At 66.7% G+C, this 26,045-nt stretch carries 18 protein-coding genes and 1 pseudogene; 8 read left to right on the top strand and 11 right to left on the bottom strand.

What is annotated here, in order from left to right; translation table 11 throughout:
• Positions 1 to 98 precede the first annotated feature (98 nt).
• Positions 99 to 500 carry a hypothetical protein gene (locus F0U63_RS03130; protein ID WP_395843537.1) on the top strand — a complete coding sequence of 134 codons (402 nt, stop codon included), beginning with the start codon at positions 99 to 101 and terminating at the stop codon, positions 498 to 500.
• Positions 501 to 553: 53 nt separating this feature from the next.
• Entirely contained in the window at positions 554 to 1,417 is an 864-nt protein-coding gene (locus F0U63_RS03125; protein WP_395843535.1) for a class I SAM-dependent methyltransferase, read from the top strand.
• A gap of 3 nt (positions 1,418 to 1,420) precedes the next feature.
• On the opposite strand, the gene F0U63_RS03120 is transcribed toward F0U63_RS03125, so the two are convergent.
• Positions 1,421 to 2,776 carry an MEDS domain-containing protein gene (locus F0U63_RS03120; RefSeq protein WP_395843533.1) on the bottom strand — a complete coding sequence of 452 codons (1,356 nt, stop codon included), beginning with the start codon at positions 2,774 to 2,776 and terminating at the stop codon, positions 1,421 to 1,423.
• Between the two features lie 184 nt (positions 2,777 to 2,960).
• The gene (locus F0U63_RS03115; protein WP_395843531.1) at positions 2,961 to 4,316 is read right to left on the bottom strand and encodes an MEDS domain-containing protein; all 1,356 of its coding nucleotides are present in this window, start codon (positions 4,314 to 4,316) and stop codon (positions 2,961 to 2,963) included.
• A 361-nt stretch (positions 4,317 to 4,677) separates the two neighbouring features.
• On the opposite strand from F0U63_RS03115, the gene F0U63_RS03110 reads away from it, so the two are divergent.
• The 4 genes from F0U63_RS03110 (at position 4,678) to F0U63_RS03095 (ending at position 13,486) form a co-directional block, all read left to right on the top strand.
• Complete coding sequence (locus F0U63_RS03110) at positions 4,678 to 5,577, top strand: hypothetical protein (RefSeq protein WP_395843529.1); 900 nt, start codon at positions 4,678 to 4,680, stop codon at positions 5,575 to 5,577.
• Between the two features lie 236 nt (positions 5,578 to 5,813).
• A complete protein-coding gene (locus F0U63_RS03105) occupies positions 5,814 to 7,637 on the top strand; it encodes a Hint domain-containing protein (RefSeq protein WP_395843527.1) in 1,824 nt (607 codons plus the stop codon).
• 282 nt (positions 7,638 to 7,919) lie between these two features.
• A complete protein-coding gene (locus F0U63_RS03100; protein WP_395843525.1) occupies positions 7,920 to 9,218 on the top strand; it encodes a cytochrome-c peroxidase in 1,299 nt (432 codons plus the stop codon).
• Between the two features lie 167 nt (positions 9,219 to 9,385).
• Entirely contained in the window at positions 9,386 to 13,486 is a 4,101-nt protein-coding gene (locus tag F0U63_RS03095) for a protein kinase (protein WP_395843523.1), read from the top strand.
• A gap of 7 nt (positions 13,487 to 13,493) precedes the next feature.
• Here F0U63_RS03095 and F0U63_RS03090 read toward each other — a convergent pair whose 3' ends face one another.
• Positions 13,494 to 14,249, bottom strand: a complete 756-nt coding sequence (locus F0U63_RS03090) for a ceramidase domain-containing protein (RefSeq protein WP_395843521.1) — start codon at positions 14,247 to 14,249, stop codon at positions 13,494 to 13,496.
• A 155-nt stretch (positions 14,250 to 14,404) separates the two neighbouring features.
• On the opposite strand from F0U63_RS03090, the gene F0U63_RS03085 reads away from it, so the two are divergent.
• Positions 14,405 to 15,763, top strand: coding sequence for a TonB C-terminal domain-containing protein (locus F0U63_RS03085; protein ID WP_395843519.1), 1,359 nt, complete (start codon positions 14,405 to 14,407; stop codon positions 15,761 to 15,763).
• Positions 15,764 to 15,792: 29 nt separating this feature from the next.
• On the opposite strand, the gene F0U63_RS03080 is transcribed toward F0U63_RS03085, so the two are convergent.
• The 5 genes and pseudogenes from F0U63_RS03080 to ileS form a co-directional block, all read right to left on the bottom strand.
• Positions 15,793 to 16,512 (bottom strand): hypothetical protein, encoded by a 720-nt coding sequence (locus tag F0U63_RS03080; protein WP_395843517.1) that lies wholly within the window; start codon positions 16,510 to 16,512, stop codon positions 15,793 to 15,795.
• A 346-nt stretch (positions 16,513 to 16,858) separates the two neighbouring features.
• A pseudogene (locus tag F0U63_RS03075) lies at positions 16,859 to 17,218 on the bottom strand (DUF2019 domain-containing protein); the annotation flags it as partial.
• Positions 17,203 to 18,666 carry a hypothetical protein gene (locus F0U63_RS03070; protein WP_395843515.1) on the bottom strand — a complete coding sequence of 488 codons (1,464 nt, stop codon included), beginning with the start codon at positions 18,664 to 18,666 and terminating at the stop codon, positions 17,203 to 17,205. The gene F0U63_RS03070 and the pseudogene F0U63_RS03075, both read right to left, overlap by 16 nt.
• 234 nt (positions 18,667 to 18,900) lie before the next feature.
• Positions 18,901 to 19,362 (bottom strand): DUF4430 domain-containing protein, encoded by a 462-nt coding sequence (locus F0U63_RS03065; protein ID WP_395843513.1) that lies wholly within the window; start codon positions 19,360 to 19,362, stop codon positions 18,901 to 18,903.
• Complete coding sequence (gene ileS, locus F0U63_RS03060) at positions 19,359 to 22,259, bottom strand: isoleucine--tRNA ligase (RefSeq protein ID WP_395843511.1); 2,901 nt, start codon at positions 22,257 to 22,259, stop codon at positions 19,359 to 19,361. Before ileS ends, F0U63_RS03065 begins: the two co-directional genes overlap by 4 nt.
• A gap of 122 nt (positions 22,260 to 22,381) precedes the next feature.
• Between ileS and F0U63_RS03055 the strand changes: the two genes are divergently transcribed.
• Positions 22,382 to 22,675, top strand: a complete 294-nt coding sequence (locus F0U63_RS03055) for a hypothetical protein (RefSeq protein WP_395843509.1) — start codon at positions 22,382 to 22,384, stop codon at positions 22,673 to 22,675.
• A 38-nt stretch (positions 22,676 to 22,713) separates the two neighbouring features.
• Here F0U63_RS03055 and F0U63_RS03050 read toward each other — a convergent pair whose 3' ends face one another.
• Genes F0U63_RS03050 through F0U63_RS03040 form a run of 3 tightly spaced genes read right to left on the bottom strand, consistent with a single transcriptional unit; the run spans position 22,714 to position 26,038 of the window.
• Positions 22,714 to 23,478: a hypothetical protein gene (locus tag F0U63_RS03050; RefSeq protein WP_395843507.1), complete on the bottom strand. Its 765-nt coding sequence runs from the start codon at positions 23,476 to 23,478 to the stop codon at positions 22,714 to 22,716.
• Complete coding sequence (locus F0U63_RS03045) at positions 23,478 to 24,467, bottom strand: pilus assembly protein (protein ID WP_395843505.1); 990 nt, start codon at positions 24,465 to 24,467, stop codon at positions 23,478 to 23,480. The genes F0U63_RS03050 and F0U63_RS03045 overlap by 1 nt, the downstream gene beginning before the upstream one ends.
• A complete protein-coding gene (locus F0U63_RS03040) occupies positions 24,467 to 26,038 on the bottom strand; it encodes a pilus assembly protein TadG-related protein (RefSeq protein WP_395843503.1) in 1,572 nt (523 codons plus the stop codon). Before F0U63_RS03040 ends, F0U63_RS03045 begins: the two co-directional genes overlap by 1 nt.
• Between the last annotated feature and the right edge of the window lie 7 nt (positions 26,039 to 26,045).

The raw sequence follows: 26,045 nt of genomic DNA, 5'->3' as shown, positions 1-26,045 counted from the left end.
CCTGGAACACCCCAGGGCCCGCGCGGTGTCACCGCGGGACGTCACATGGGCGGATTCGGGACTCCATTGGGATGTACGCCCCCACAAGGAGTCCTCTCATGCCCTTCCGCCTTCCCGTGGTGAGCGCGCTCGCCCTCACCAGTGCCCTGCTCGGTATGTCCGGAACCTCCTGGGCACAGGCGTCCGCCCCACCCGAGCCCAAGGTGCTCCAGCACCTCACCCAGTCCTGCGGTGGCTTTCCCGGCACGCCCTGTCCCCAGGGGCAGGTCTGCCTCGACGACCCCAGCGATGATTGCGATCCGGACAACGGCGGCGCCGACTGTATTGGCATCTGCGTGAAGAAGAGCCAATGCGCGTCCTCGTCCTGTGACTACAACGATTCACGCAAACGCTATGTCAGCAGGAGCCCCGCGCTGTGCAGCGCCATCCGCTTCGTCTGCCAACCGGGTGAACGGACATTCTTCGACGCCTGTGGCTGCGGCTGCGAACGCGGACAGTAGGAGGAAGTCCCCCCGGAGGTGATAGCCTTCCGCCTCCTGCCCGGAGCGCGCGCATGAGTCTGGAAGAGCGTCCACGTCTTGCCCTGCCCCTGACCGCGGAGGGCTACGCCGCGGCCAATGAGGCCTTCCGGCGTTGCTGGTCGGCGGACCGTGAGCAGGTGCTGTCCTTCCTCCGGGCCCATCCTCCCCAGGTGGGCACCGAGGGCATGGACGTGCTGGGAATCGGGGTCGGAGACGGCTCGTTCGATCTCCGGCTCATCGAGACCCTGCGCACGCTCGGCGGCGAGGTGCCGCTGTCCTACGTGGCTCTCGATCCCAATCAGGCGCAGCTCGACGGCTTCCGCTCACGCGTGGGTGGGGCCGCGCGGGGGACGACCGGCTTCACCTTCCTGGCGCTCCGGGCCGAGGACTACGTGCCCGACCGGCGCTTCGATCTCATCCACTCCATCCACTCGCTCTACCACATGCCCGGCGGCGAGGAGCGCCTGGTCCGCACGTGGCTGGAGCACCTGCGCCCCGGAGGCCGGTTGCTGATCGCCCTCTCCTCGGAGCGAGGCGGCATCTATCAGCTCATGCAACGCTTCTGGAACGAGATCGACTACAGCTTCTTCACCGGTGGGTTGTTCGGCCAGGAGAGCCTGCGCGCCCTGTTCGAGCGGCACGGGACGGCCTACGACTTCGAGCTCTATCCCGAGGTGTCGATCGACGTGAGCGCCTGCTTCGAGCCGGACTCGGCGCTGGGAAGACACCTGCTCGACTTCCTGCTCCAGGCCGACCTGCGACGTGCCCCCGAGTCGCTGCGCCAACGGGTGCTCGAGTCCCTCGAGGAGCTGTCGCGGGTCGTCGAGGGCCGGCGCCTGCTGCCCCACCCCAGCGGCGTGTTCACGGCGCCCGCGTTCTCCGGCGCGATGAAGTGACGCTCAGTCGAGCGGCAGCATGAGCGTGAACGTCGCGCCCGCCCCGGGCCGGCTGGACAGCGTCACGCTGCCCTGGTGGGCCTCCACCATCTGCTTCACGATCCACAGCCCCAGGCCGAATCCACCCGCGAACGTCTGGCTCCCCGCCTGCACGAAACGCTCGAAGATCCGCTCGTGGTCCTTCTCGGAGATCCCCGGCCCGGCGTCTCGCACGACGATCCTCACCCAGGGGCCTTCCGCCTGCACCCGGATGTGCACCGGAGCGCCCGGGGCGTAGCGGACCGCGTTCTGCAACAGGTTGGTGAGCGCCTGCTCGACACGCATCTTGTCCCAGCAGCCCACGACGGCCTCGCGCGCCTCGACAGTGACCTGGCACCCCGCCCGCGCGAACTCCTCCGCGAAGCGCTCCACGGTCTCCGCCACCAGCTCCGACATGTCGAAGCACTCCCGCTGGAGCATCGGCGCCCGGGCGTCCGCACGCGACACATCCAGCAGGTTGTTGATGAGCTTCTCCAACCGGCCGCACTGCTCCTGGATCCGGCTCAGCCGGGCGTTGAGCTGTTCCGCGCTCAGCACCCCCTTCGTCTGGGCACGGACCATCCCCTGGACATAGAGCTGGAGCGAGGTGATGGGCGTCTTCAGTTCGTGCGACGCGACGGAGAGGAACTCATCGCGTGCCTGGACCGCGTGCGCGAGCGCGGCGGTCCGCTCGAGCACCCGGCGTTCGAGCTCGGCGTTGAGGCGCTGCAGCTCCTCCTTCGCCATGCACAGCTCGGCGCTCTCGATCATGTGCCAGTGGCCCGCGCGACGCGTGAGGGCGAACTGGTGGTTGGCGACCACATCGAGGATGTCATGCGGCTGGCAGCGGCCCAGGCAATAACTGCACATCCCGATGATGTGCCGGTCCTTGAAGGTGCGCGAGACACGGGCCTCGTAATCGACGAAGCCGTTCCAGTCCGAGCGCTCGACCCAGTACGTATTCCCCGTCAGCCGCAGCCCGGCGAACCCATCCGCCAGGGCCCGCTCCTCCCGCTCGACCCATCCGCGCAAGGTGGAGTCCGGATCCGCCTTTCCCGTGCGCGCGTACCAGTCCTGGTGGTTGATGATCTCGATCTGGTTGCGCCGCTCCCGCTCCACGAGGTCCGGGACGGCCTGGCGAAGCGCCGTCCGGGCGTCTTCGGCCCGAAGAGGCTCCGAGGTCACCCACAAGCACGTCTCGTTGTTGTCGAGGCCCGCCTTGAAATAGGGCACGAGCGAGTCCACGAGATCTTCCCGCCCCTCGTAGAACTGGCAGAAGTGTGCCCCCCAGGGCAGGGAGCCGACGACCGAGAGTCCGCTGGGCCTGAGATTGTCGTGCATGGAGGATCCTCTTAGGGCGGAGCCCATGGTCCCACAACCCAAGGAAGGGTCCTTGTCGGAAAGTCCCTACAAGCGGCCCATATCACAGCCCGCCAGGCGAGCGCTCGCCGAGGGGCGTTGGACCTCGACGCGGCGCACCAGGAGACCTTTGTCCGCGCCTTCCGGCCCGCCCTCCGACCTGGGCTCAGTCGAGCGGCAGCATGAGCGTGAACGTCGCGCCCGCCCCGGGCCGGCTGGAAAGCGTCACGCTGCCCTGGTGGGCCTCCACCATCTGCTTCACGATCCACAGCCCCAGGCCGAATCCACCCGCGAACGTCTGGCTCCCCGCCTGCACGAAACGCTCGAAGATCCGCTCGTGGTCCTTCTCGGAGATCCCCGGCCCGGCGTCTCGCACGACGATCCTCACCCAGGGCCCTTCCGCCTGCACCCGGATGTTCACCGGAGCGCCCGGGGCGTAGCGGACCGCGTTCTGCAACAGGTTGGTGAGCGCCTGCTCGACACGCATCTTGTCCCAACAGCCCACGATGGCCTCGCGCGCCTCGACAGTGACCTGGCACCCCGCCCGCGCGAACTCCTCCGTGAAGCGCTCCACGGTCTCCGCCACCAGTTCCGACATGTCGAAGGACTCCCGCTGGAGCACCGGCGCCCGGGCATCCGCACGCGACACATCCAGCAGGTTGTTGATGAGCTTCTCCAACCGGCCGCACTGCTCCTGGATCCGGCTCAGCCGGGCATTGAGATGTTCCACGCTCAGCATCCCCTTCTTCTGGGCGCGGGCCATGCCCTGGACATAGAGCTGGAGCGAGGTGATGGGCGTCTTCAGTTCGTGCGACGCGACGGAGAGGAACTCATCGCGTGCCTGGACCGCGTGCGCGAGCGCGGCGGTCCGCTCGAGCACCCGGCGTTCGAGCTCGGCGTTGAGGCGCTGCAACTCATCCTTCGCCATGCACAGCTCGGCGCTTTCGATCATCTCCCAGTGACCCGCGCGGCGCGTGAGGGCGAACTGGTGGTTGGCGACCACGTCGAGGATGTCATGCGGCTGGCAGCGGTCCAGGCAATAGCTGCACATCCCGATGATGTGCCGGTCCTTGAAGGTGCGCGAGACACGGGCCTCGTAATCGACGAAGCCGTTCCAATCCGAGCGTTCGACCCAGTACGCATTCCCCGTGAGCCTCATCCCGGCGAACCCCTCCGTCAGGGTCCGCTCCTCCCGCTCGACCCATCCGCGCAAGGTGGAGTCCGGATCCGCCTTTCCCGTGCGCGCGTACCAGTCCTGGTGGTTGATGATCTCGATCTGACTGCGCCGCTCCCGCTCCACGAGCTCCGGGACGACCTGACGAAGCGCCGCCCGGGCATCTTCGGCCCGAAGAGGTTCCGAGGTCACCCACAAGCACCTCTCGTTGTTGTCGAGGCCCGCCTTGAAATAGGGCACGAGCGAGTCCACGAGGTCTTCCCGCCCCTCGTAGAACTGGCAGAAGTGCGCCCCCCAGGGCAGCGAGCCGACGACCGGTAGTCCACTGGGCCGGAGCTTGTCGAGCATGGAGAATTCTCCTCCGAGCGGAGTCCACGAATCCATAATCAGGGAAGGGGCCCGTGTCGAAGGTACCAACCGGCGGCCCATGGAATGAACCACCAGGCAAGCGTTCGCCGGAACCGGGGAGCAAGGCACCCGGGTAACAGTTGCAGTTCCCAGCTCTCGGGGCAGGGGTGCCCGAATCCCAGGCACTCGAACCCTATCACCCCAGCCAACGCGTGAGTCCTGATCATGAAGCTCGCCATTGAAGCGTTCGACGTGATAGCTGCCAGGAAAGCCGCGGAAGCCCGACAGCGGTGTTTGCACCCCAAAGCCTCATGAAATGTGAAAGGTCCTCACCTTGAAATTCGTGACGTCTGGAATGTTCTTGTTCGCAGCCTCCCTGCTGTCTGCCTGCGGCACCGCGCCCGAGCAGGGCGGCGAGTCACAGACGGGCTCGACCCCCACGGCCTCGAGCCAATCCCGGCAAGCCGCGACAGCGGACACGTCCGCGTGCCTGAGCTGGGAGAACGATCCCGTCACGGGCCAGAAGTGCCCGATCCACACGCCCTGCACCGCCTACGCGGACTGCGGCGTGCAGACGCCCAGCCCGAGCGGCGTGGGCCCGGGCAACCCGTACTGGTACTGCTCCACCAGCAACGTCTGCCAGTTCCTGCCGGTGTCGAACGGCTTCTCGACGGCCACTGGCACCTGCACGGGTCAGTTGCAGTTCCGGCAGAACACCGCCGCGCCCCATGACAAGAAGATCCTTCCGCCCGACGGGGTGAACTTCCGCCAGGGCACGACACTGGCCTTCGAGGTCACCAACACGACGACGAGCACCCTGTACCTGGATCAGCTTCCTCTCACGCTCGAGATGGCGGGGACCAGCCCGTCGCGGTTCGATGTGAACTCCATCAAGTTGTATCAGGCCGGCACCCGCGCCGACTCCGGCGACGGCTCGGGGCTGCAGCTCATCTGCGGCAGCCCCACCACGCCGTTCGGCAGCTCCGCCAACTTCACCCTCGGCACCGGCGCCACGGGAGGGTGCGGCGGCAGCTACTTCTCGCGCATCACGGCCGGCGGGACGGTGCGCTTCCTCATCGATCTCACGTTCTCGGCCAACGCGACGTACATCGCCAGCCGGCAGTACCGGCTGAAGATCGGCTCGCTCGCCACGGGTCTCAAGGCGCGCACGTCGACCGCCAGCACGGCGGCCGCCTATACGGGCTGCACCTTGCCGACGACCGGCATGACCGGTGCGTACCTCATCTTCAGCAATCCCTAGCAGGCGCCTGAAGGACGGAGTGGAGCGGGAAGGCGCCGCTCAGCGTGCCTCCTGCTTCCACTCCGCCGCCACCAGGGGCTTGAGCCGGATCCCGTCCTGACATGTCAGCGCCAGACGCGACATGTCAGCCGGCAATGATTGACACAACAAACAAGACCATTGCATTCCCCGCCGTGGATGGATGAAAGTCCATTCGCATTCACGTGCGAATCACTCGCACGACCAGAGGGGGAAGAATGTCAAAATCGCAATCCATGCTGTGGAAGACGCTTTGTGGGAGCCTGCTCCTGGGGCTCATGGGACCTGCCGCCGCGAGCGCGCTGCCGGCTGACGGGCAGATCGACTGGACGCAGTCCGAGTTCTCGGGGTCGGCTCGTCCCGATGCGTTGTCCCTGACAGAATGGAAGACGTACCACGAGGATCGCGCGTACGTCCGGAGCCTGGTGAAGCCGGACGTCGCCACGAGCCTCGACTACTCGGACCCGAAGGTGTACCGGTTCGTCGTCTCCCGGCTGAAGATGGCCGGGAAGACGCCGCGGACGGCGCCCCGTCTCTTCGACCTCATCAACCGGCGGCGCGTCGCCGATCAACTGCGTCCGCACGATACGCAGAACGCACGGACGCTCACGGTCGCCCGGACGCCCCAACACTTCATCAACTCGACCAACTTCCTCACCGAGAGCAGCCCGTACATGGAGGCCAACGCGCTGGTCACCTACCCCGGCGTGGCCAACTACCTCTATGTCGACAGCGCCACCTGGGACAACAACGGCACTGCCCTCGGAGCGATGGCCTATGCCGAGAAGTACAGTGGCTCCATCGCGAGGTCGGCGGCGGTCGGAGATATCACCCTGACGGGTGCGCTGGACTACGTGGTGGACTCGTACTCGCTCATCGACTCGGCCACGGGCCTGCAGGAGACCTACACCCTGCGCGAGAACAACAGGAGGTGCCAGTTCGACCTGTCCACCCTGAACATCACCGACCCCGTGAACAGGACGGGCGGACAGTGCGTGGACCTCTGCCTGAACCGGACCTGGACGGGTGATTGCGACTACGACCTGACCGGAACCCCGACGGCGTTGAAGATCCCCTTGTCCGGCTCGATCGGCATCTCCTTCAACAACCCCACCTGCGTCTTCGATGCCAACAGGATCGCGCGGTACCAGAACGGAACCTTGACGCCTCCGGGAAACATCAAGGCCGTGTTGGCCAACGTGGGCGGCGGCTGCGACGTGGACAGCAGCAATGCCCTGTACAGCCCGATGCAGAACTTCTGGCAGCACGTCACGATCTCCCCTGACGGCAAGACGCTGAGCTGGAATCTCACGGGAGCGGACGCGGCGCTCTTCGACTCGAGCTGCCGGCAGGTACAGGATCAGCTGGAGCTCAGCATGATCCTGGGCATTCCGCTGAAGCAGGGAGCCGTCGAGATTCCGCCCCGTCCCATCGTCATCAGCAACGATCCAGACTCCCAGGCCACGGACTGGCAGTTGCCGTGCATGACCATGACGAACAGCTGCCTCGCCGAGGGCACGAAGGTGCAACTGGCCGACGGCCGCATGGTGCCCATCGAGTCCATCCAGATCGGTGACAAGATCTTCAATCCCTTCCACCCCGGTGCCCAGGCGCTCACGGTGACTGACATCGCCAAGGGCTTCGAGACCGTGCCCATGGTGCGCATCAAGGACAAAGCCGGCAGGGAGCTGCTGATGACGGAGATGCACCCCATCGCCACGGTGGACCGGGGCATGGTGCAGGCCCGCAAGCTGCGGGTGGGAGACAAGGTCCAGACCCGGACCGGCATCAGCCCCCTGGTGAGCGTCACCCGCCAGCCGTTCGGCGGCAAGGTGCACAACCTCAAGGTGGGCTCGAACGAGGAAGCCCTGAAGCTGGGCGCGGATCAGACCGTGGTGTACGCCAACGGCTTCCTCGTCGGTGACGGGCAGATCCAGCAGAAGTACGAGTCCGCCGAGCAGAACGCCAACGCGAGGCTCGACATGCGCACGCGCGTGGACAAGCGCTGGCGCCAGGACTACGTGAAGAGCGCCACCCGGTAGGCCGGACGGCCTCACGCCAGACGCCATGAGCGGATTCCTCCAGGCGTGGACATACTCTGGCCGTCCATCGTCCCAGGTGTGACCACGTCCTGGAGTCCGCTTCCCGCGCTCGCTCCGGATGGGGCGCGTCCCGGCCGCGCGGTGCCCGTGTTCTCGATCGCACAGGGCCGCTTCTGGCAGAGTTTTCTTGAAATGCTGGACAATCACCTGCGCCCCCGAGCCCATGGCCGACGGCGACAGCCGGTGTCACTCATCGGGTCCCCCCTCCCTTGAGGTGCTCCGATGCGTTCGTGGAAGACCTGGGTGCTTGCATCCTTGATGTGTGGACTGGTGGCCTGTGACGTGGGCCCCGCCCCGAACGAACCGCAAGCGCCAGGAACACCGGAAGCGCCGGCCGGGTTGCTCGCGGAGGTGGAGGCCCCCGTGGCGACGCTCCACCCCAAGGAGCAGCTCGGCAGGCTGTTGTTCTTCGACAAGAGACTCTCCGAGCCCCCCGGTCAAGCGTGTGCTTCCTGTCATCACCCGTCGACGGGCTGGATGGGACCGGACACTCACGGCAATGCGACCGGGGGCGTGCACGAGGGCGCTGTCCCGGGGCGGTTCGGCAATCGCAAACCTCCCTCGAGCGCCTATGCCACGCGCGCCCCCCTCTTCCAGCCGGCCAGCTGGGCGAAGGGGGTCTTCGTGGGGGGCAGCTTCTGGGATGGCCGCGCCACGGGCGAGGAGCTGGGCACTCCCGCCGCGGATCAGGCGCAGCTGCCCTTGCTCAATCCGGTGGAGCAGAACAACCCCAGCGAGGCGGCCGTCGTCGCCAAGGTGTGCACCGGGCCCTACGCGGCGCACTTCCTTCTCGTCTACGGGTGGACCATGTGCCAGCCGGGCCAGGCGGCACGGGCCTTCGACAACATCGCCCGGGCCATCGCGGCCTACGAGGCCTCGTCCGAGATGAACCCCTTCTCCTCCAAGTACGACGCGTACCTGGCCGGGCGCGTCCGTCTGACGGACCAGGAGACGCAGGGCCTGGAGCTGTTCGAGGGCAAGGCGATGTGCGCCAGCTGCCACCTGAGCCAGCGCGGCGCCCGCGGCGAGCCGCCCCTCTTCACCGACCACACCTATGCGAACCTCGGCGTGCCGCGCAACCCGCTCAACCCCTGGTACGAGCAGCGCGAGTTCAACCCGCGGGGCTGGGAGTGGACGGATCAGGGCCTGGGGGCCTTCCTGCAGACGCGCCCGGAGTGGCAGCGGTACGCGCGGGAGAACCTCGGCAAGCAGAAGGTTCCCACCTTGCGCAACGTGGACAAGCGGCCCAGCCCGGCCTTCGTCAAAGCCTACATGCACAACGGCTACTTCAAGGACCTCAAGAGCGTGGTCCACTTCTACAACACGCGCGACGTGCTCCCCGTGTGCCGCGCGGAAGGCCCCCTGGAGCAGGCCGTCCCTGGCGTCGATTGCTGGCCGTCCCCCGAGGTGAAGCAGAACGTCAACACCAGCCAGATGGGCAGCCTCGGCCTCACCTCCGCGGAGGAAGACGCCCTCGTCGCCTTCCTGCGGACCTTGTCGGACGGCTACGTCCAGCGCTGAGCGGTTCCGGGTCGGTGGCCGAGACGTCCGACGCTCGGTCCGCTGCTGAACCCACCCTCGCGGCCAAGCATACGTCGAGCCCTGCCTCTCACCTGAATCACAAATGAGAACGTACTGTCTATCCGGAGGGAAAACGGGAGAGAACCTGGAGAGGCCGAGGACACACCATGGGTCCCAAGGGCTTGAATTCCAAAGAAGAAGTATTCCTGCGGAAAGTGATTCAGGTGAGCACCCCTCCACGCCTGCCCTTTCCCGGGATGCGTCTTGGAGGACCTGACGACCGCCGCTTTGAAATCATCGGGTGGCTGGGCCTAGGAGGAATGAGTCAGGTCTTCCGGGCTCGGGACACGAAACTCCAGCGTGAGGTGGCGCTCAAGATCCTGGTACCCCGCCAGGGGCACGAAGACGCCGCGCTCAAGGAAGCGCGGTCGGTCGCTCGCCTGGACCACGAAAACATCATCAAGATCTTCGATGTCGGGATGTGGCGTGACACGGCGGGCAGGAGCCAGACTCCCTTCCTGGTCACGGAGTATCTGGAGGGAGAATCGCTCGCCTCGCTGCTCCGGCGGGAACGCCCCTCCCTGCAACGCACCCTGGAGATCATGGACGCCGTCGCCGCGGGCCTGGCTCATGCCCACGAGCGCCACCTCGTCCACAGGGATCTCAAACCGAGCAATGTCTTCCTGACCCGGCAAGGGACAGTGAAGTTGCTCGACTTTGGCATTGCCCACCTCATTGCCGTGGACTCTCCGCGAATACCCGACCTGCCAACCTCTGGCACACCGGCCTACATGGCGCCAGAGCAGTGGTTGGGGGAACGGCAGGACCCGCGGACCGATGTCTGGTCCGCCGGAGTCATGATCCACGAGATGCTCACCGGGCAACTGCCCTACTCGAGCAGCACCTTGGGGGAGCTGCGGACTCGGGTGACATCCACCGGACCTGCTCCTTCAGTCAGGGCGTGCTGCCCGGAACTGCCCCAGGAAGTAGAGGACTTCTTGTCCGCCGCGCTGACCAAGAAACCGGCGCGGCGATTCCCGACGGCACTGGAGCTCCGACAGGAGTTGCGGGAACTCAGGGTGCACCTCGGCTTCCAACCCGCGGAACCACGACCCGAGGTGCCCCAGCGACGGCAGATGACCCTCATGTGCTGTCAGCTCGTCGGGCGCGGAGACCTCGGGGAGCAGTTCGACGAGGAAGCGTTGGGGGAAGTGGAGGCGGCCTTTCTCCGGGGCTGCTCGGAAGTCATCCAGCAACAGGGGGGCGCGGTCTTTCACTCCATGAGAGGCGAAGTGCATGCCTGGTTCGGTCATCTCCAGACGCGGGAGAATGATGCGGAGCGTGCCGTGCGAGCCGGGCTCCACCTGATCGGGAGCGTCAGGGAGGAACTCTCGCGGAGGGTGCCGGAGCTACCACGGTCTGGATTGGCCGTGAAGGTGGGCATCCAGACCGACATGGTGACCCTCGGCGTGAACGCGTCGGACCCGGGAAGCCAGACCCTCAACCTCCTGGGTGAGACCCCCAAGGTGACGGCCTGGCTCGCGGCGCAGGCCAGTCCTGGAGAACTCCTCCTGGGTGAATCCAGTTACAAGCTCGTGCGGGGAGCCTTCGAGCTGGAACCCCTCGGTCCTCGCTCCTTCGAGGGCTTGTGGGGAGGCGTGAGCGTGGAGATTCATCGTGTCCTGCGCGAGAGGAGCACGCGGGTCCGGTTCGACCGGGCGGTCGCCGCGGGGGGACTTTCGCTTCTGGTGGGACGGGAGCAAGAGCAGCAACGGCTGCGCGAGCATTGGGAGCAGGCCCGGCGGGGACAGGGGGCGTTCGTCGTGATCCAGGGTGATGCGGGCATTGGTAAATCCCGCCTCATCCGGGAGTTGACCGAGCAGGTGTCCCAGGAGCCAGCCATGCAGTTGCAGTTCCAGTGCTGGTCCCAGCTCTACACCTCGGAGCTGCATCCCATCGTCCAGGTGCTTCAACGCCTGTTCCAACTCCCCGAGGAAGGCACTCCCCAGCAACAACTCGAGGAATTGGAGGAGCGGCTGGGAGCGCTGGGCATGTCCTCGGAGGAGGTGCACGTACTGGGGATGCTCCTCTCGCTTCCCCTCCCCGAGGATTCAGCCATCCGCCGCTTCACGCCCGAGCGACGCAAGGAGAAGCTCTTCTCGACCCTGGGGACGTTGCTCCTGCGCGTGGCCCAGGTGCAACCCGTGCTGCTCACCATCGAGGATCTCCACTGGGCCGACTCCATCCTGATGGAGTTCCTGGGGTTCCTCCTCGAGCGCATCGAGCAGGCACACGTCCTCGTTCTCCTCAGCACCCGCCCAGGGCTCCAGGTGACATGGCCCCAACGCCCCTGGCGTCACTGGCTCCCCCTCGAGCACCTGTCGGCCGGATCCGCGGCCCTCCTGGTGAAGGAGGTGGCCCGAGACCGGCACCTGCCCGAGGAGACCCTCCAGCAGTTGGTGAGCAAGACGGACGGCATTCCGCTCTTCATCGAGGAGATGACCCGGATGGTGCTCGAGCAACCCACCGCCCATGAGGACTGGGAAGGAGGGCTGCCGCGCGCCATTCCAGTCACCCTGAGCGAGCTGCTCCTGGCGCGGTTGGACAGGCTCGCACCACGCCAGAAGGAGCTCATCCAGCTCTGCGCGGTGGTGGGGCGCGATTTCACCCATCAACTGCTCGCGGCCGTCGCGGAACGGGATGACGACTCGTTGAAGCGCGGGCTCTCGGGGCTGATGGAGATGCAGTTGCTCCAGGCCCGCCCGGGAGTCCTCGATCCCAGCTACCAGTTCCGGCATGCGCTCATCCAGGAGGCGGCCTATCAATCCCTCTCACGAAGACTGCGGCGGCGATACCATCGGCACATCGCCGCGGTGATGACGGAGCGGTTTCCCTGGCTCGTTCTGTCGAAGCCCGAGGTGCTCGCGCACCACTACACGAAAGCAGGAGAGAACGAGCGGGCCATCCCCTACTGGGCCCAGGCCGGACTGCGGGCCAGGATGCGCTCGGCTCCCGTGGAGGCGGTGAGCCATCTCACCCAGGCGTTGAAGCTGTTGCGCGGCCTTCCAGATGCTCCCCAGCGCCTCCGCGACGAGTTGCAGTTCGTGAGTACGCTGGGCGACCCGCTGACCTATATCCAGGGATTCTGCTCGCCGGAGGTGGAGCGAACCTACGCCCGGGCACGGGAGCTCCTTCGCCAGATAGGCGAAACGCTGCCCACCCTCGAGCCGTCCTACTGGGAAGTTTGCACCTATTACCTGGCACGCGCGAAGTTCCATTACCTTCAGGAGCTGGCCGAGCAACTGGTGCAATGCGGGACGAGCCAGCACGATGAGGAGACGCGCGCCCTGGGCTACCGGCTGATGGCCACCGTTTTCCTCTGCTGGGGCCAGGTGCGGACCGCCTCGGAGTATCTCGAACGCGCGGAGGCGTGTGCGCGCTCCGACCTCGAGCCACACCGGCCCCAGGAACTGCGGCAAGGGATCGCACCGGTGTTGGCGGCCCTGGCCTACGCTCCCATCATCCATTCGGTGTGCGGCCGGCCCGAGCAAGCCCGGCACTACAGCGACATGGTCATCGCGCTCGCCAGACAAGTCGGCCATCCACACACGACAGCCTGTGCATTAACCTGGGTGGCCGTGGCCTGCCAGTTCCGCGGAGACGCCCCTGGTGCCTTGACCTGGGCGAACAAGGTCATCGACAGCTGCAGCGAGCGCAGCTATTCCTGGGCATGGCAGACGTGGTCGATGTTCATCAAGGATTGGGCCCGCTCCGAGAAGGGGGAGGAACACCCCCAGGAGCGCCTCGACCACATGCGGCAGCTCGACAAAGAGTGGCGGTCCCGGGGCATCCGCGCGGGAGTTCCCTACAACCTCAGCATGGTCGCGGAACTCCAGCTGAAGCTGGGGCAGTTCCAGGAGGGGATGGACACGGTGCGCGAGGCCTTGGACTGGGCGGAGACCACAGGAGAGCGCCTCTGCGAAGCCGAGCTGCATCGCCTGTACGGAGAGCTGTTGTGGGCGGACGGACAGCAGCGGGAGGCACGGGCGCGTTTCCTCCGCGCTCTCCGGCGAGCCCGCGAACAGGGGGCTGGCCTCTTCGAGCTGCGCGCGGCGGTGAGCCTGGGCCGCCTGCTGCGGGAGCAGGGTCGGCCCAGAATGGCCCGGTGGCTCCTCGAGAGAACCTGTGCCCGAGTCGGCGTGAGCCCGAACTGGCGCAACTTCCAGGAGACCAGGGAGCTGCTCGCGGAGCTCCCCGCGCCTGGGTAAAGCCGCCTCACGCAGGACTGGCAGTTGGCTTTTGAGAACCACCTGCGTCTTCCAGCCCGAAATGGTGCCGCGCGGCGAACAGCAACGCGAGCGCGCTCAAGACATGCCAGACCGCGTGTCCTTGCAGGAAGTGGTTGTTGGGAGCGCACCACAGCCCCGTCACGTCCACCACCGAGAACGCCGCCGCCGCCGCTATCAGCCCCACCGCCCACCAGAAATCCCGGTACGACTCGTGTCGATCCTTCCGCCGGGACAAATGAAGCTCGGTGCCAATGATGACCAGCACCGCCACCAGCACCACGGACTGGTACGGAAAATCGAAATGCCTCATTACCGGCACGAGCACGGTGCACCCCATCGTCAGCCCCATGTGCACCGATCCCACTTGTTGCCTCGGCAACCAGCCCACCCGGTGCAGGTTCAACGCCACCAGCAAGAAGACCAGCACGTACATGCCAACGAAGTCCAAGAGCTGGGTGCCGAAGTTGTTCGTCGCATGGTAGATGAAGGAAAAGATGCCCACGAGTCCGGTCGTCCAAGCGAAGCGCCGCATGGCGCGGCTACCGGTGGCGCGCCACCGCCAGACGCACCAGAGCGCCACCACGAAGTAGGCCAGATTGGACCAGGCATTCGCGGGCTCGTTCACCCACCCACACAGCGTGGCCTCGCACCATTTGACGTTCGGCTCGCCCCAAGCTTCTCGCAGGTCCCACCAGGGACAACCTGCGTGGAGGAGTTGCTCGGCGGCCGTCGTGCCATCCATTCCCCGAGTGTACCAGGGAGCGCCAGGGCCCTCCGTCCCGACGCGGGAGGGTGGCGACCACTGTCGCACTCCAAGCGAGTGAGAAGTTCCGTGCCAGACAACCGTTCTCTTGATGTGGCGTTGAGTCCGAGCCGTCTTTTTGGAAATGTGGGGCCATGCGGAGCACACGGCTTGGGTGGGCTGGTCTCATCTCACTCCTCATTCATGCGGTGCTCCTGGCCCTCCTCTGGGGGAAGGAACCCGAGCACCCGGAGAGCACCCCAACCGGGCCTCACCCGTTCGCGGTGGATCTCGTCTTCTCGTCCCCCCCTCCTGCCGAGCCGCCCCCGAGTCCTCCTCCCACGGCCCGCACCGAGCGGCCCCGCCCCCCGCCTCGGGCGCTTCCAGTTCCCCGGCCGCCTCCGGCCAGGCCGGCTCCCCCGGAGCGGCCCTCCTCCGAGCCGTCCACCCCCGAGCCGGCACCTCCCCTCGAGGCCTCCGCTCCGGCGGCCTCCTCGGACACGGCGCCCGAGCGGGCCGCGTCTTCCTCCGAGGTGGAGCACCCCTCGTCTCCCGCCGCGCCTTCCCCTCCCCTGGACGCACCGCGAGACGTGCCGCTCACGGCGGAGGCACGGCGCCCCTCGCTGCTGCCCTCCCTTCCGTCAGGGGGCTGGAGCCTGCCCATCCCCGAGGAGAAACCGCGGGGACGCACGATCCGCCCGGGTGATCCGAGCCTCTCTCCGGAGACACTCGCCGCCGAGGAGCACGCCCGCGTGAGCGCCCGGGTGCAGTCCTTCGCCGAGGATGACCTGGCCGCGCGGCGGGTGGACAACGGCCTGGTGCATCCGTACTTCAGCGAGGTCCGCGAGGCCCTGGAGAAGCAGCTCGAGGGTGCCCCGCTCTTCAAGGGGAAGACCTCCCCGGGGAAGCTCCAGCAGTTCGCCCAGACCTACTTGAAGGATGCCGAGCGCTACGGCCACAGCGGGCGCGTGGGCAAGGACCGGGAGCGGAATGCGCACGAGCCCCTCACTCCCCTCGAGCGGCTCGAGGCCCTCTCCCAGGGGAACCCGGCCCATGACCGCATGCGCGGGTTCCTCAAGACGGGAGAGGCGCTCCAGCAGCATGCCGAGCCCGAGCCAGGGCTCGTCGTCATCCTGGAGTTGCGGCAAGCCCCCGACGGGCAACTCCGCTCGGTGCAGGTGGTGGAGCCCAGCGGCGACAAAGCCTTCGACAAGTACGTGAGCGAGGCCGTGCCTCCCGCCCTGGCCAGGCTCACGCCTCCTCCCTTGAAGACCCCGGGAGTGCACATGGGCGTCCAATCGGATGGCATCCGAACCCTCTGGGCCGTGGAGGGCCGCGTCGTCTACCTCAAGCACGTCTCGGAGATGAAGGAGAAGGACGCCGCGTACGCCGCGGCCATGGCCAGTCTGGGCGCGCTCGCCGGCCGCTTCGACGAGACCACCGGCGATGTACAGGTGATCGACCTGCTCGACCCGAAGTTCCGCTGCCGCGCCCGCCTGCTGCGTCTCTGGTGAGCGGCCCTCCCCGCCTTCCTCTCTCGTGCTCAGTCGACGGTGATGTCGTCGAGTTCGATGGAGACGACGAGGGTCTCGGGGACCGCGCGGTTCTGGGCGTCGCGGCCGTAGATCTTCCGCGTCGTGGGGATGACGATGCCGGAGATCTCCCGATGGCCGCTCATGTACTGCACGCTCGGCACGCCGCCCGCGATGTCCACCTGGTAGTCGCGCCGGCGAAGCAGACCGTCGGAATCGACGTACAGCGTCTGCTCGGGGTTATGCGTGGCGAGACTGCTCGGATAGCTGACATTGAGCCGCCGCCACGTCTCGCCCTGCTCCTTCCAGGGCTCGAGCTCCACCGTCTGGACGCCAGGGAAGGTGAACGAGTACGGCTCGCTCACGTAGGTCCACATGGCGTAGCCGGTGAAGTACGCGAGTTGGAGCGGGCTCCAGGGCGTCTCCAGGGTGTGGCCGGCGAACGAGGCGCGCGGATCATTGAGTTCCTCGATGATCCCCTTGCTCGTTGATTCGATCGCCACGTGCGTCGGAGTGAAGACGCTGCGACGGTCCGCCGCGGTGAAGGGAGTGATGGAGGTCCACGGCTTCTGGATGGCGACGGTGACCCTCGCGTCATTGACGATGCCGTCCACCTGCTTGAGCGGCCAGAGGACGCCGCCGAAGCGCTGATGAGCGGAGATCTTGTTCACCTTCTTCCAGCGCTCGAGGCCGCCGTAGGTGCTCAAGACTCGTGCGAGAAGGTCTGACATGGGTTGCTCCCTAGGAGTGGCCGCTGGAGCTCTCCGGCGGTCGCGATGGCTTCGAGGCGGTAGTATATGACCGGTCGTATTATACGGCCAGACAAATGCGCCCGGGCAGGCGCCAAGGGGTTCTTGGAGCGCCTACAGCGCGAACTTCCAGAGCACCTGGGAGGGGAGCGCCGCGCCTCGGCCTGGGTGGCCTCCCAGGCCGTCATCCCCTGGCGTATCACCCGCCAGGCTTGTCCCGCTTGCTCCCTCTCCGCCTGTCACTCGCGGCGCGCTCCGTGCGTGGTCGGCTGCGCTTGCTGGGCGGTGCCACGCGGGGTGATTCTGGCTGCCCCGCGGCATCCTCGGCTGGATCTAGTGCCCAAGTGCCCTCTTCCCAGCGTTTCAGGGCCTCCGAAGCTTCAAAAGCGGCCAGTCCTTCACCTTTTGCGATCTCCAGTAAGACGGCCTTGGCTTCCGCCGTCCGATAGCGCAGCAGGTAGACCGCCGCCATGCCTCGTACGTCCATTCGCGGGTGCGTGAGCAACATGGCGAGCGCATCCCGCCCCGCGTTCCCGTGAGCGCGCAACTTCTTGAACGTGGCAATCCGCTGCTTCGCGTGCCTGTTGCCAATCCTGGCATCACCTCGGAAGATTGCGTCCGTCTGTTCTGCTGTGTGGTGGGCAAATCTTTCCGCCAGTTCTTCTAGCTGTCTTACCTGATCTTCCAAGTTCCTCTCCTGATGTTTTCAATTGCCTTCAATCCGAACTGACGTTGGGCTTCGTATGACTGAGTGCCAAGCCATTTCCGGACCGTCAGGGTGTTGGAGCCGGTGATTCCTTCTCGGATCGACGAGTAGAAGGCGCTCACGTCGGTGTGTAGCCCCTCGTTGAGTGCGGTGATGTTTTCGGTATTGTGAAGGGCCTCGCCTCCAAACCGCTTCACATTGCCCGGGGTCTGCTCCACAATGTGATGCCATTGCTTTCCCGAGCTCGCTCGCCCCATGGCCGACTTGAAGCCACTGAACGACCCCCACGCCCTGTGCCCGTTGGGGAGGAGCTTACCCCGAGTTGGGGCAGGACTCCCAGCGCCAACACCCCGGGCGACCATGGCCACGGCATGAGGCGCCAACACCACGCGGATCGCCCCCTCTGGCACAGAGACAATAAGGCGCTCGGCTCCGTTTGCGGTCTCCAGCAGGCCCAACCCAGTACGAGCCGCGACTTTCTCCGTCGCTTGCGCAAATCCGGGGAGCTTGGGGGCCTTGGAAGCAAGGGCTACCGTTTCACCAATGGCCGCCGTCCCCACGACGACGAGAATCCGCACACTGTTGGGACCGATGACACGCCCAAAACGCTCGCCAATCTCGCGTAACTCCGCAAAGGTGGAGGCCCGGGGCGCATCTTCGTAAAGCCGCGCATAGGCCCGCAGCAAATCGAAGAACTCATAACCGAGATAACCCCACAAAGCGGCACTAAACACCAGGGCCGCGCCCTTTGTTATCGGCTCGGGCACTGGCGCCAACAGCAGCGCCATATAAACCGTGATGCTCATGCTCAGCATTGCGAGCATTTGTGTAGGGTTGAGCATGGCGCGTACTTCCGCGTTTACACCCTCCAGGGCTGGCCCTACCGCCAGGGCGAGCGCAAGACTTCTCTTGTCGTCATCCTGGAAGAGAGGCCCGTCCTCAAACAGCGTCAGGCAGTCCCCTGGAGTGCCGCACCGCTCACAAAACCGCCCATAGGACCGGGCCAGGTCAGATTGCCACACCTCGCCGCTCACGGACGCGGAAGCCCACGCCAGCCTACGGCCGACATACAACGGGGGTTGAGACGCGGCCACCCGAAGCGGCATGTCAAGCCAAAGCGTTGTCATGGCTGCCGAAAACTCAGCGTCGCTCACCTGCACAGGCGCGAAGTCCGTGGGCAGCCTGGCAAAGAAAGCCTCTCCCTGGCCCCAGTCCTCCAGGCTCCAGTCCTGGGCTTCTGACTTCCGCGCCCAGGGCTCGGGCGAGTCACGCGGCACGGGCGGATGGTAACGAAAAGCCGTCGACCCTCCACCCATGGGGGTGCCTGTAGCACATGCTGTCATCAGCATCAGTGCCGCCATGGCCAGCGCCGCCGCGCGCAGGGGCCGCCGCGTGTCCACGGAACGCGAACTGTCGGAATGTTTCAACATCGCCGCACCTCTTCGGGCGGGCCACCCGAGTTGGAAGCCCAAACCCGAAGATTACAGAGGGCCGATGACAGCAAGGTCAATTCAACGGGTCTGTGATATACTTGGGACCTATTGAATAGGGTAGACTTGCCCTCGGCCGAGTGCGTTTGCTGGGTGCTGATGTAACCGTTCACCGACTCAGGCCGCGTTCGCGAGCTGAATCGGCTCAGGGTTCAAGAACTTCGTGGACACTCATCAGGAACCCGATGGAGGGGGCGGCGCGAACTTCCAGAGCACCTTGTCGCCCGCCTGGAGCACCTTGGCGCCCACGCCCGTATCGGCGTAGGTGCCATTGACCAGGAATTGCCAGTTGCGCTTGTCGCGCCCGCCGCCCTGGTTCTTCACCCCATCGATGCCGGTGACGAACACCATCGCGCCACTGCCCGAGTGTTTGATCTCGATGGGAGGAGCGCGCCGCGCCGCGGCCTGGGTGGCGTCCCAGGCCGTCATGCCCTGGCGCCACTCGATGCCCGTCAGGGCCTTCTCCTTGCCATTGCCATAATCAAAGACAACCGAGACGGTCGCGGGAGCGCTCTTGGCTTCCGGGGCCTTCTTCGCCGGCTCATCCGCCCAGGCGGGAACCGAGGCGAACCCCAGCACCACCAGGGCCAGACAGCCCAGCAGGGAACGGCGTGACGGCTTCATCGTGCCACTCATGACAGTGCCTCCTGGCATTTGCCGCAGACGGAAGCGCCCGCGGCCACCTGCTCCGAGTACGTCCAGCAGCGAGGGCACTTGGCGCCCCGCGCCGGCAGCACCTCCGCCTTCACGTCCTCGCCCAGCGTCTGCGCCACCGCGAGCACCTGGGCCTTGTCCCCCGCCCCGTCCGCCAGCTCCACCTGGCTCACGATGAGCAGCCCCGGCAGCTCCGCCGCGTGGGCCTGGAGGAACTCGCGCGCCTTGCCGCTCGCGCTCAGCACCACCCGCGCCTCCAGCGAGGAGCCGATCATCTTCTCGCGCCGCGCCGCCTCCAAGAGCCCCTGCACGGCGCCCCGCACCGCGAAGAGCTTCGCGTACCGCTCGGCCAGGGCAGCGTCGGGCTTCACCGCCGGCTCCGGGAAGTCCGTCAGGAAGACGCTCTCCGCCTTCTTCCCCGGCAGGTACTGCCACGCCTCCTCCGCCGTGAAGCTCATGATGGGCGCCAGCAATTGCAGCAGCACCGTGGCCACCTCGTGCAGCACCGTCTGCGCGCCGCGCCGTGCCTCGCCCGTCGCCTTGGACGTGTAGAGCCGGTCCTTGAGGATGTCGAAGTACACCGCCGACAAATCCCCCGCGCAGAAGTCCACCACCGTCGCGTACACGAGGTGGAACTCGTACGCCTCGTAGGCCCGCTTCACCCGCGCCACCACCTCCGCGAGCCGGCCCCGCGCCCACGTGTCCAGGGGCTGCAACCGCTCCGCTGGCACCGCGTCCAGCTCGGGCTCGAAGTCATACAGGTTGCTCAGCGCGTAGCGGATGGTGTTGCGGATCTTCCGGTAGCCCTCGCTCAGGCCCTTGAGGATCTGATCCGACAGGCGCACGTCATTGCGGTAGTCGCTGCTGGCCACCCACAGCCGGAGCACCTCGGCGCCGTACTGCTGGATGATCTTCTCCGGGGCCACCGTGTTGCCCACGCTCTTGGACATCTTCTCGCCCTTGCCGTCCACCACGAAGCCGTGCGTGAGGCAGGCCTTGTAGGGCGACACGTCGCGCGTGCCCACCGACACCAGGATGGACGAGTGGAACCAGCCCCGGTGCTGATCACTCCCCTCGAGGAACAGGTCCGCCGGAATGCGCTGGCGCCGGTCCAGCACCGCGCTGAACATGCACGCCGAGTCGAACCACACGTCCAGGATGTCCGTCTCGCGGCGGAAGCTCGTCTTGCCGCACTTGCCGCACGCGCGCTGGCCCTCGGGCAGGAAGTCCGCCACCGGCGTGCGGTACCACACACCCACGCCCTGCTTCTCCACCGCCGCCGCCACGTTCTCCATCAACTCCGGCGAGATGAGTGCCTCGTCGCAGCCCTCGCAGTAGGCGATGGGGATGGGCACGCCCCAGCTGCGCTGACGGCTGATGCACCAGTCCGGCCGCGTCTCCAGCATGCCCCTGATGCGGCTCTGCCCCCACGAGGGCACCCACTGCACCCGGTCCACCTCGTCCAGCACCTGCTGGCGGTACGTCTTGCCCTCGCCGCCGTGCAGCGGCTTGTCCAGCGGGATGAACCACTGGTACGTGGCGCTGAGGATGACCGGGTTGTGGCAGCGCCAGCAGTGCGGATAGCTGTGCTCCACCTTGTCCGTCTTGCCGTTGAGCAGCGCGCCCTTGTCGGCGAGCACGTCGATGACGAGCGGGTTGGCCTCGAAGACCTTCTTGCCCACGAGCCACTCGCCCACGCTGTCGTCGAAGCGGCCGTCGTGGCGGATGGGGTTGTAGATGTCGAGCCCGTACTTCAGGCCCACCTCGTAGTCCTCCTGGCCATGGCCGGGCGCCGTGTGCACCAGGCCCGTACCGGCCTCCAGCGTCACGTGCTCGCCGAGGAGGATCTTCCCCTGGCGCGCATAGAAGACGTGCTGGTAGGTGCAGCCCTCCAGCTCATCGCCGCGCGCGTAGGCGAGGATGCGCTCGGGCTCCACCAGCGCCGTCGCCGACACCTCACTGCCCTTCACCTTCACCGTCTTCACTTCCAGCTCGTCCGCCTTCACCTCGGCGAGCACCCGGGACAGCAGGTCCTTGGCCACGCAGATGACGCGCTCGCCGAGCGCGTAGAACACGTACTCGTACTCGGCGTTCATCGCGATGGCGAGGTTGGCCGGCAGCGTCCAGGGCGTGGTGGTCCAGATGACGAAGGAGACGCTGCGGCCCGCGAGCGCCGGCACCCGCTCGGCCACCTCGGGGCCCGCGGGGAAGGCCACGTACACGGACGGGCTCGCGTGCTGCTCGTACTCCACCTCGGCCTCGGCGAGCGCCGTCTGGTCCGTGAGGCAGAAGTACACCGGCTTCTTGCGCCGGTAGAGCATGCCGCGCCGGGCGAAGGTGGCCAGCTCGCGGATCTCCTGCGCCTCGTAGTGGAAGTCGAGCGTGCGATAGGGATTGTCCCAGTCCCCGAGCACCCCCAGGCGCTTGAACTCGGTGCGCTGGATGTCGATGAACTCCAGCGCGTACTCGCGGCACTGGGTGAGGAAGGCCTCGCGGTCCAGCGTGCGCTTGTCGATCTTCTTGTCCTTGAGCCGCTTCTCCACCGCCTGCTCGATGGGCAGGCCGTGCGTGTCCCAGCCGGGGATGTAGTCACACTGGCGGCCGGAGAGATTGCGGTACTTCACCACGATGTCCTTGAGGACCTTGTTGAGCGCGTGGCCCGCGTGCAGGTGGCCGTTGGCGTACGGCGGCCCGTCGGCGATGACGAAGGGCTCGTGGCCCACGCGCCGCTGAAGGATCTTTCCCCAGATGCCGTGGTCCGCCCACCAGCCGAGCATGCGGGGCTCGAGCTGGGCGAGGTTCCCCTTCATGGGGAAGTCCGTCTTGGGAAGGTTGACCGTGTCCTTGGGATCCTGGGGAGGTGCTCCAGCGTCGCTCATGCCGGGGCCGTAACACGAGCGGGATGGGCGCTTCAATTACAGTGCAGCGGCTCCTATAATCGCTCTCCCGCCGGGCAGCGCAGTCCCTCGGCGAGCCACCGTCCTACCCCCGGAACCCCTCCATGAAAAGCTCCTCGCTGCTGCTGGCCCTCGCGCTCTCCTGTCTCCTGCCCGCCGCCGCCCTGGCCAAGGATCCAGCGCCCACCCGGCGGGACAAGGAGCCCAAGCCGGTCATGAACACCCAGCAGGCCCAGGCACTCAACAAGTGCATGTCGAAGTGCCAGGACCCCATGAAGTCGTGCGTGGACGATTGCAAGGGCAACCAGGACTGCAACATGACCTGTGGCGAGAAGTTCACCACCTGCATCACCAAGACGTGCGGGGACCTGCTCCCCGAGGCCAAGCCGCAGGACTAGGCGCGCGGGGGCGGAGGCGGCCCGGCGCCCAAGCCCGCTCAAGGGGCTGGAGCCGCCGGGTCCACTCCGCCCAGCTGACGCACCAGCCACACCATCAGGCCCTTCGCGTCCGGCCGGGCGCGCACCCGCAGCCACTCCGAGCCCCGCCGGTATTCGCCCGGCTGCCCGGTGGCCTTGTAGCCCGCCTTCTCCAACTCCTCGCGATAGAAGGTCTGGACCTTGTCCGGTGTGCTGTCCACGTCGTAGGCCGCGCTCGACTGTCCCTCCGCCTCCGTGCGCAAGAGGTTGCGCGCGCCCGGCATCAGGGGCGCCCACCCGAGCGACTGGCTCTGCTTCTGTGGCTTCCAGGCCCCCACGTTCGCCGTGCCCAGGATGACCGAGGTGGTCTTGTCCGGATTGGCCTGGAGGATGACCGTATAGGACAGCATCTGCTTGGGATCCAACGCCGTGAGCTGGGGCTCACGGGTGATGGCGGCCTGTTTCTCGAGCGGAGCAACGAAGAGCCCCTCCTTCTCGAAGAAGCGCACGAAGTGCGAGGCGAGGTCATCCACGGAGCGGGACGAGCGCGCCAGTTGGATGAGGACCGGTATGCCATTGGCCGCGATGGGCCCATCCGTGTCCACCCACGCGAGCAGTCCCGGGACATCCCAGCGCAGGGGAACTGGCGTGCTGGAAGGCGCGGACGGCAGTCCGTTCGCCGGGGTCCCCGATGGCGCGCTCGAGGTGCCCGCGGTGGCGCGCTCCGGAGCAGGGGAAGGCGAGGTGGGGCTCGCCGCCAACATCCAGGTCAGGACGAGGAGCATCAGGGGCAATCCCTCCCGAGGAAGCAGCCATCCCGCTTGAGGTAGGCAAACGAATACGCCAGGCCAGGAACACCGATGGGCGCGGCCCCGGGAGTGGTGGGCCAGAGCGGCCAGCCCTCGGCCATGGAGAAGCCCGTGGGCTGGAGGAAGAGCGGCTCGCCCGCGCTGCTCATCCAGAACATGTTCTCGCCGCCATAGAAGAAGGGCATGGGCATCCTCTTGACGATGCCCATGGCCATCTTGCTGCCGGAGATCCCCTGGCCCAACCCGTTGAGGGTGAAGACGCTGGCGGCCATCGCATAGAAGGGAAGGTTGGTGGGGCACGGCGCGGGCACGTCGGGGATGAACGGGCAGATGCCGGACTCGTTGTCCCCGGACAGGCCCCAGTCATCCAACGCCATGGTCAACCGCCCCGTGCAGACGCCCCCCCGGGCCCGGCCCATGCCACACACGCGGAAGGGATCGGGACGTAGCATGTGCGGCTGGGAGAAGAACCCCCCGGGGCCCTCCATGAACTTCCGGGGAAGCGTGTAAGCGCCCACTGGCTCGACGAGCGCCTCGGACTGGCAGCTCAATCCGCCCGCGTCCTCATACGCCACGCTGGTCAACGGGCTCGGACCGAACGAGGGGCCGGCGCCCGTGCGGCAGGTCACGTTCAGGCCCGAGACGCGGGTGAAGACCTGGGCGAGCCCGTCTCCGTGGGCGGTGGAGGTCCGGCTGTCGAAGTCGCGGTAGCGCTCGGTGGCCTCCGCGGCGGCGAGCTCCGCGGCCCGGTCGGAGGGATTGTTGTTCGACGGCCACGAGTGCAGTTTGTGCCCGGTGGTGTCCAGCAGCGCCGAGTGCGACGCCTCCGTCACCTTCACCGACAGGTAGCCGATCTCCGCGAAGTGGATGCCGAACATCAGCACCGTGACGAAGACCAGCAGCCCGAGCACCAGTTCCACCAGCGACTGACCGCGCGAGGCGCGACGGCGCGAAAGGCTTCTCATCACGGACCTCCCTCATAGCCCTGGCCACGCAGGGCCTCGAAAGTCTCCCCCGCCCACCCGGTGCCCACGTCGCCGAGCGTGTCGGGGACATCGCCCTCGCCCTGATCATCGACCGTGAGGGGAACCAGGGTGGCGCGCCAGTAGGGGTTGAGCAGGTTGGGCGGCTCCTTCCAGTGCCCCTTGCGGTGGTAGTAGGCGATGCCCGCCGACAGCGCCGTCTGCTTGCTGATGTCGGTTCCGTCCGCGAGCACCAGTGCCCGGTTGTCGAAGCCAGACTCCCGGGAGGGACTGAAGCGGAAGCGGAAGCCGAGGTTCCACGGGTCCACGGACTGACCGCTGGCCGCGCGCACGCTGTAGTCGCGCTGGATGACGGCGAAGTTCTTCGGCTGCCCGAAGTTGTCATCCTCCTGCACCAGGGGCAGGGGATTGTAGTCGATGAAGGTGGGCCACATGCTCGGACAGCGCACGCACCGGCCCAGGGTGTGACGCGCGGGCGCGGGGACGGTGTCCACGAAGAAGAAGGGGCTCCAGACGTGCAGGTCCGTCGGGTCCGTCGAGTCCGTGGAGTTCAACAAGACCATCGTGGGGAACGCGGACTGGTAGCGGCGACACGGAAAGAAGAAGTGGTTGTAGCGCAGCGTGTTCACGCCGTGGTCATCCGTCCAGGAGTACTTGCCGTTGACCAGGGGCCACAATGCGCCGTGGTTGGGCAGCGTGGAGAAGTAGGAGCTGCCCTGGTTGACGACCGTCGCCCTGTCCGGGGGCACCACGTAGCCCAGGGCCTGCAATTGCTGCTGGATCACCATCGCGGGAATGCCGGAGCGGCCGGTGATGAAGGAGAAGCCCCGGCTGCCCATGGCCGCGAAGACATGGTGGGAGTTGAGGATGTCGATGGGCGTGGTCGCGCCCGTGAAGAAACCAATCTCCCGGTTGGAGACCGAGTCACCTCCCCCCGGCGCGCTCCACTCTCCCGCCACCCGGCTGCCCGCCTTCGCGGCATCCACGATCTCATCGGCCAGGCTCTGGTTGTTGATCTCTCCCATCAGCCGCGTGTACTCGAGCAGCTGCACCGCGTGCAGGCGCATGGCCGCGTCCTGCAGGCGCAGGGACTGGGCGGCCGCGGCCGTGTCCAGCGCCTCGAACTGCATGGACTCCGCGACGTCCCGGGTCCAGACCTGGAAGGCCCTCATGGCCGAGTCGGCGGCAGCGGCGCCGGAGCAAGCACACAGGTGGGGACAGGGCGAGAACTTCTTGCAGCACCTGGCGGCGTCCTTGGCGTGCTGCGCCGAGATGATGGAGTAGTTGAGCGAGGTGGCGGCGACGTTGGCCCGGAAGAGCGTGGACCAGCTGATGAGGCTTTGCACCGCCGCCATGGACACCATGTGGGCGATCTGCGCGCGGCTCAGCAGGGCAATCTCGTTGTAGACGCGCGCGGTGACGGCCGCGTTGCTGTAGGCGGCGGCATCCGCCACGGCCTGCACCTCCATCTTCTCGCGCACCTTGGCGCCGATGGACAGGGTGAGCGTCACCATCAGCGTGAGCAGGAAGAGGGAGATGACCATGAGGACCATGGTCTGG

The sequence above is a fragment of the Cystobacter fuscus genome (assembly GCF_044360685.1).
Taxonomy (GTDB): domain Bacteria; phylum Myxococcota; class Myxococcia; order Myxococcales; family Myxococcaceae; genus Cystobacter; species Cystobacter fuscus_C.
Note: the sequence above shows the minus strand (reverse complement) of the source record. Positions and strands in the feature narration are given on the sequence as shown.

Coding starts and splice junctions, on each gene's coding strand:
- F0U63_RS03085 (WP_395843519.1), top strand. CDS start 14,405: ATGCGGAGCACACGGCTTGGGTGGGCTGGTCTCATCTCACTCCTCATT.
- F0U63_RS03050 (WP_395843507.1), bottom strand. CDS start 23,478: ATGCTCCTCGTCCTGACCTGGATGTTGGCGGCGAGCCCCACCTCGCCT.
- F0U63_RS03040 (WP_395843503.1), bottom strand. CDS start 26,038: ATGGTCCTCATGGTCATCTCCCTCTTCCTGCTCACGCTGATGGTGACG.
- F0U63_RS03125 (WP_395843535.1), top strand. CDS start 554: ATGAGTCTGGAAGAGCGTCCACGTCTTGCCCTGCCCCTGACCGCGGAG.
- F0U63_RS03070 (WP_395843515.1), bottom strand. CDS start 18,666: ATGTTGAAACATTCCGACAGTTCGCGTTCCGTGGACACGCGGCGGCCC.
- F0U63_RS03065 (WP_395843513.1), bottom strand. CDS start 19,362: ATGAGTGGCACGATGAAGCCGTCACGCCGTTCCCTGCTGGGCTGTCTG.
- F0U63_RS03045 (WP_395843505.1), bottom strand. CDS start 24,467: ATGAGAAGCCTTTCGCGCCGTCGCGCCTCGCGCGGTCAGTCGCTGGTG.
- F0U63_RS03090 (WP_395843521.1), bottom strand. CDS start 14,249: ATGGATGGCACGACGGCCGCCGAGCAACTCCTCCACGCAGGTTGTCCC.
- ileS (WP_395843511.1), bottom strand. CDS start 22,259: ATGAGCGACGCTGGAGCACCTCCCCAGGATCCCAAGGACACGGTCAAC.
- F0U63_RS03055 (WP_395843509.1), top strand. CDS start 22,382: ATGAAAAGCTCCTCGCTGCTGCTGGCCCTCGCGCTCTCCTGTCTCCTG.
- F0U63_RS03105 (WP_395843527.1), top strand. CDS start 5,814: ATGTCAAAATCGCAATCCATGCTGTGGAAGACGCTTTGTGGGAGCCTG.
- F0U63_RS03120 (WP_395843533.1), bottom strand. CDS start 2,776: ATGCACGACAATCTCAGGCCCAGCGGACTCTCGGTCGTCGGCTCCCTG.
- F0U63_RS03080 (WP_395843517.1), bottom strand. CDS start 16,512: ATGTCAGACCTTCTCGCACGAGTCTTGAGCACCTACGGCGGCCTCGAG.
- F0U63_RS03100 (WP_395843525.1), top strand. CDS start 7,920: ATGCGTTCGTGGAAGACCTGGGTGCTTGCATCCTTGATGTGTGGACTG.
- F0U63_RS03115 (WP_395843531.1), bottom strand. CDS start 4,316: ATGCTCGACAAGCTCCGGCCCAGTGGACTACCGGTCGTCGGCTCGCTG.
- F0U63_RS03095 (WP_395843523.1), top strand. CDS start 9,386: ATGGGTCCCAAGGGCTTGAATTCCAAAGAAGAAGTATTCCTGCGGAAA.
- F0U63_RS03130 (WP_395843537.1), top strand. CDS start 99: ATGCCCTTCCGCCTTCCCGTGGTGAGCGCGCTCGCCCTCACCAGTGCC.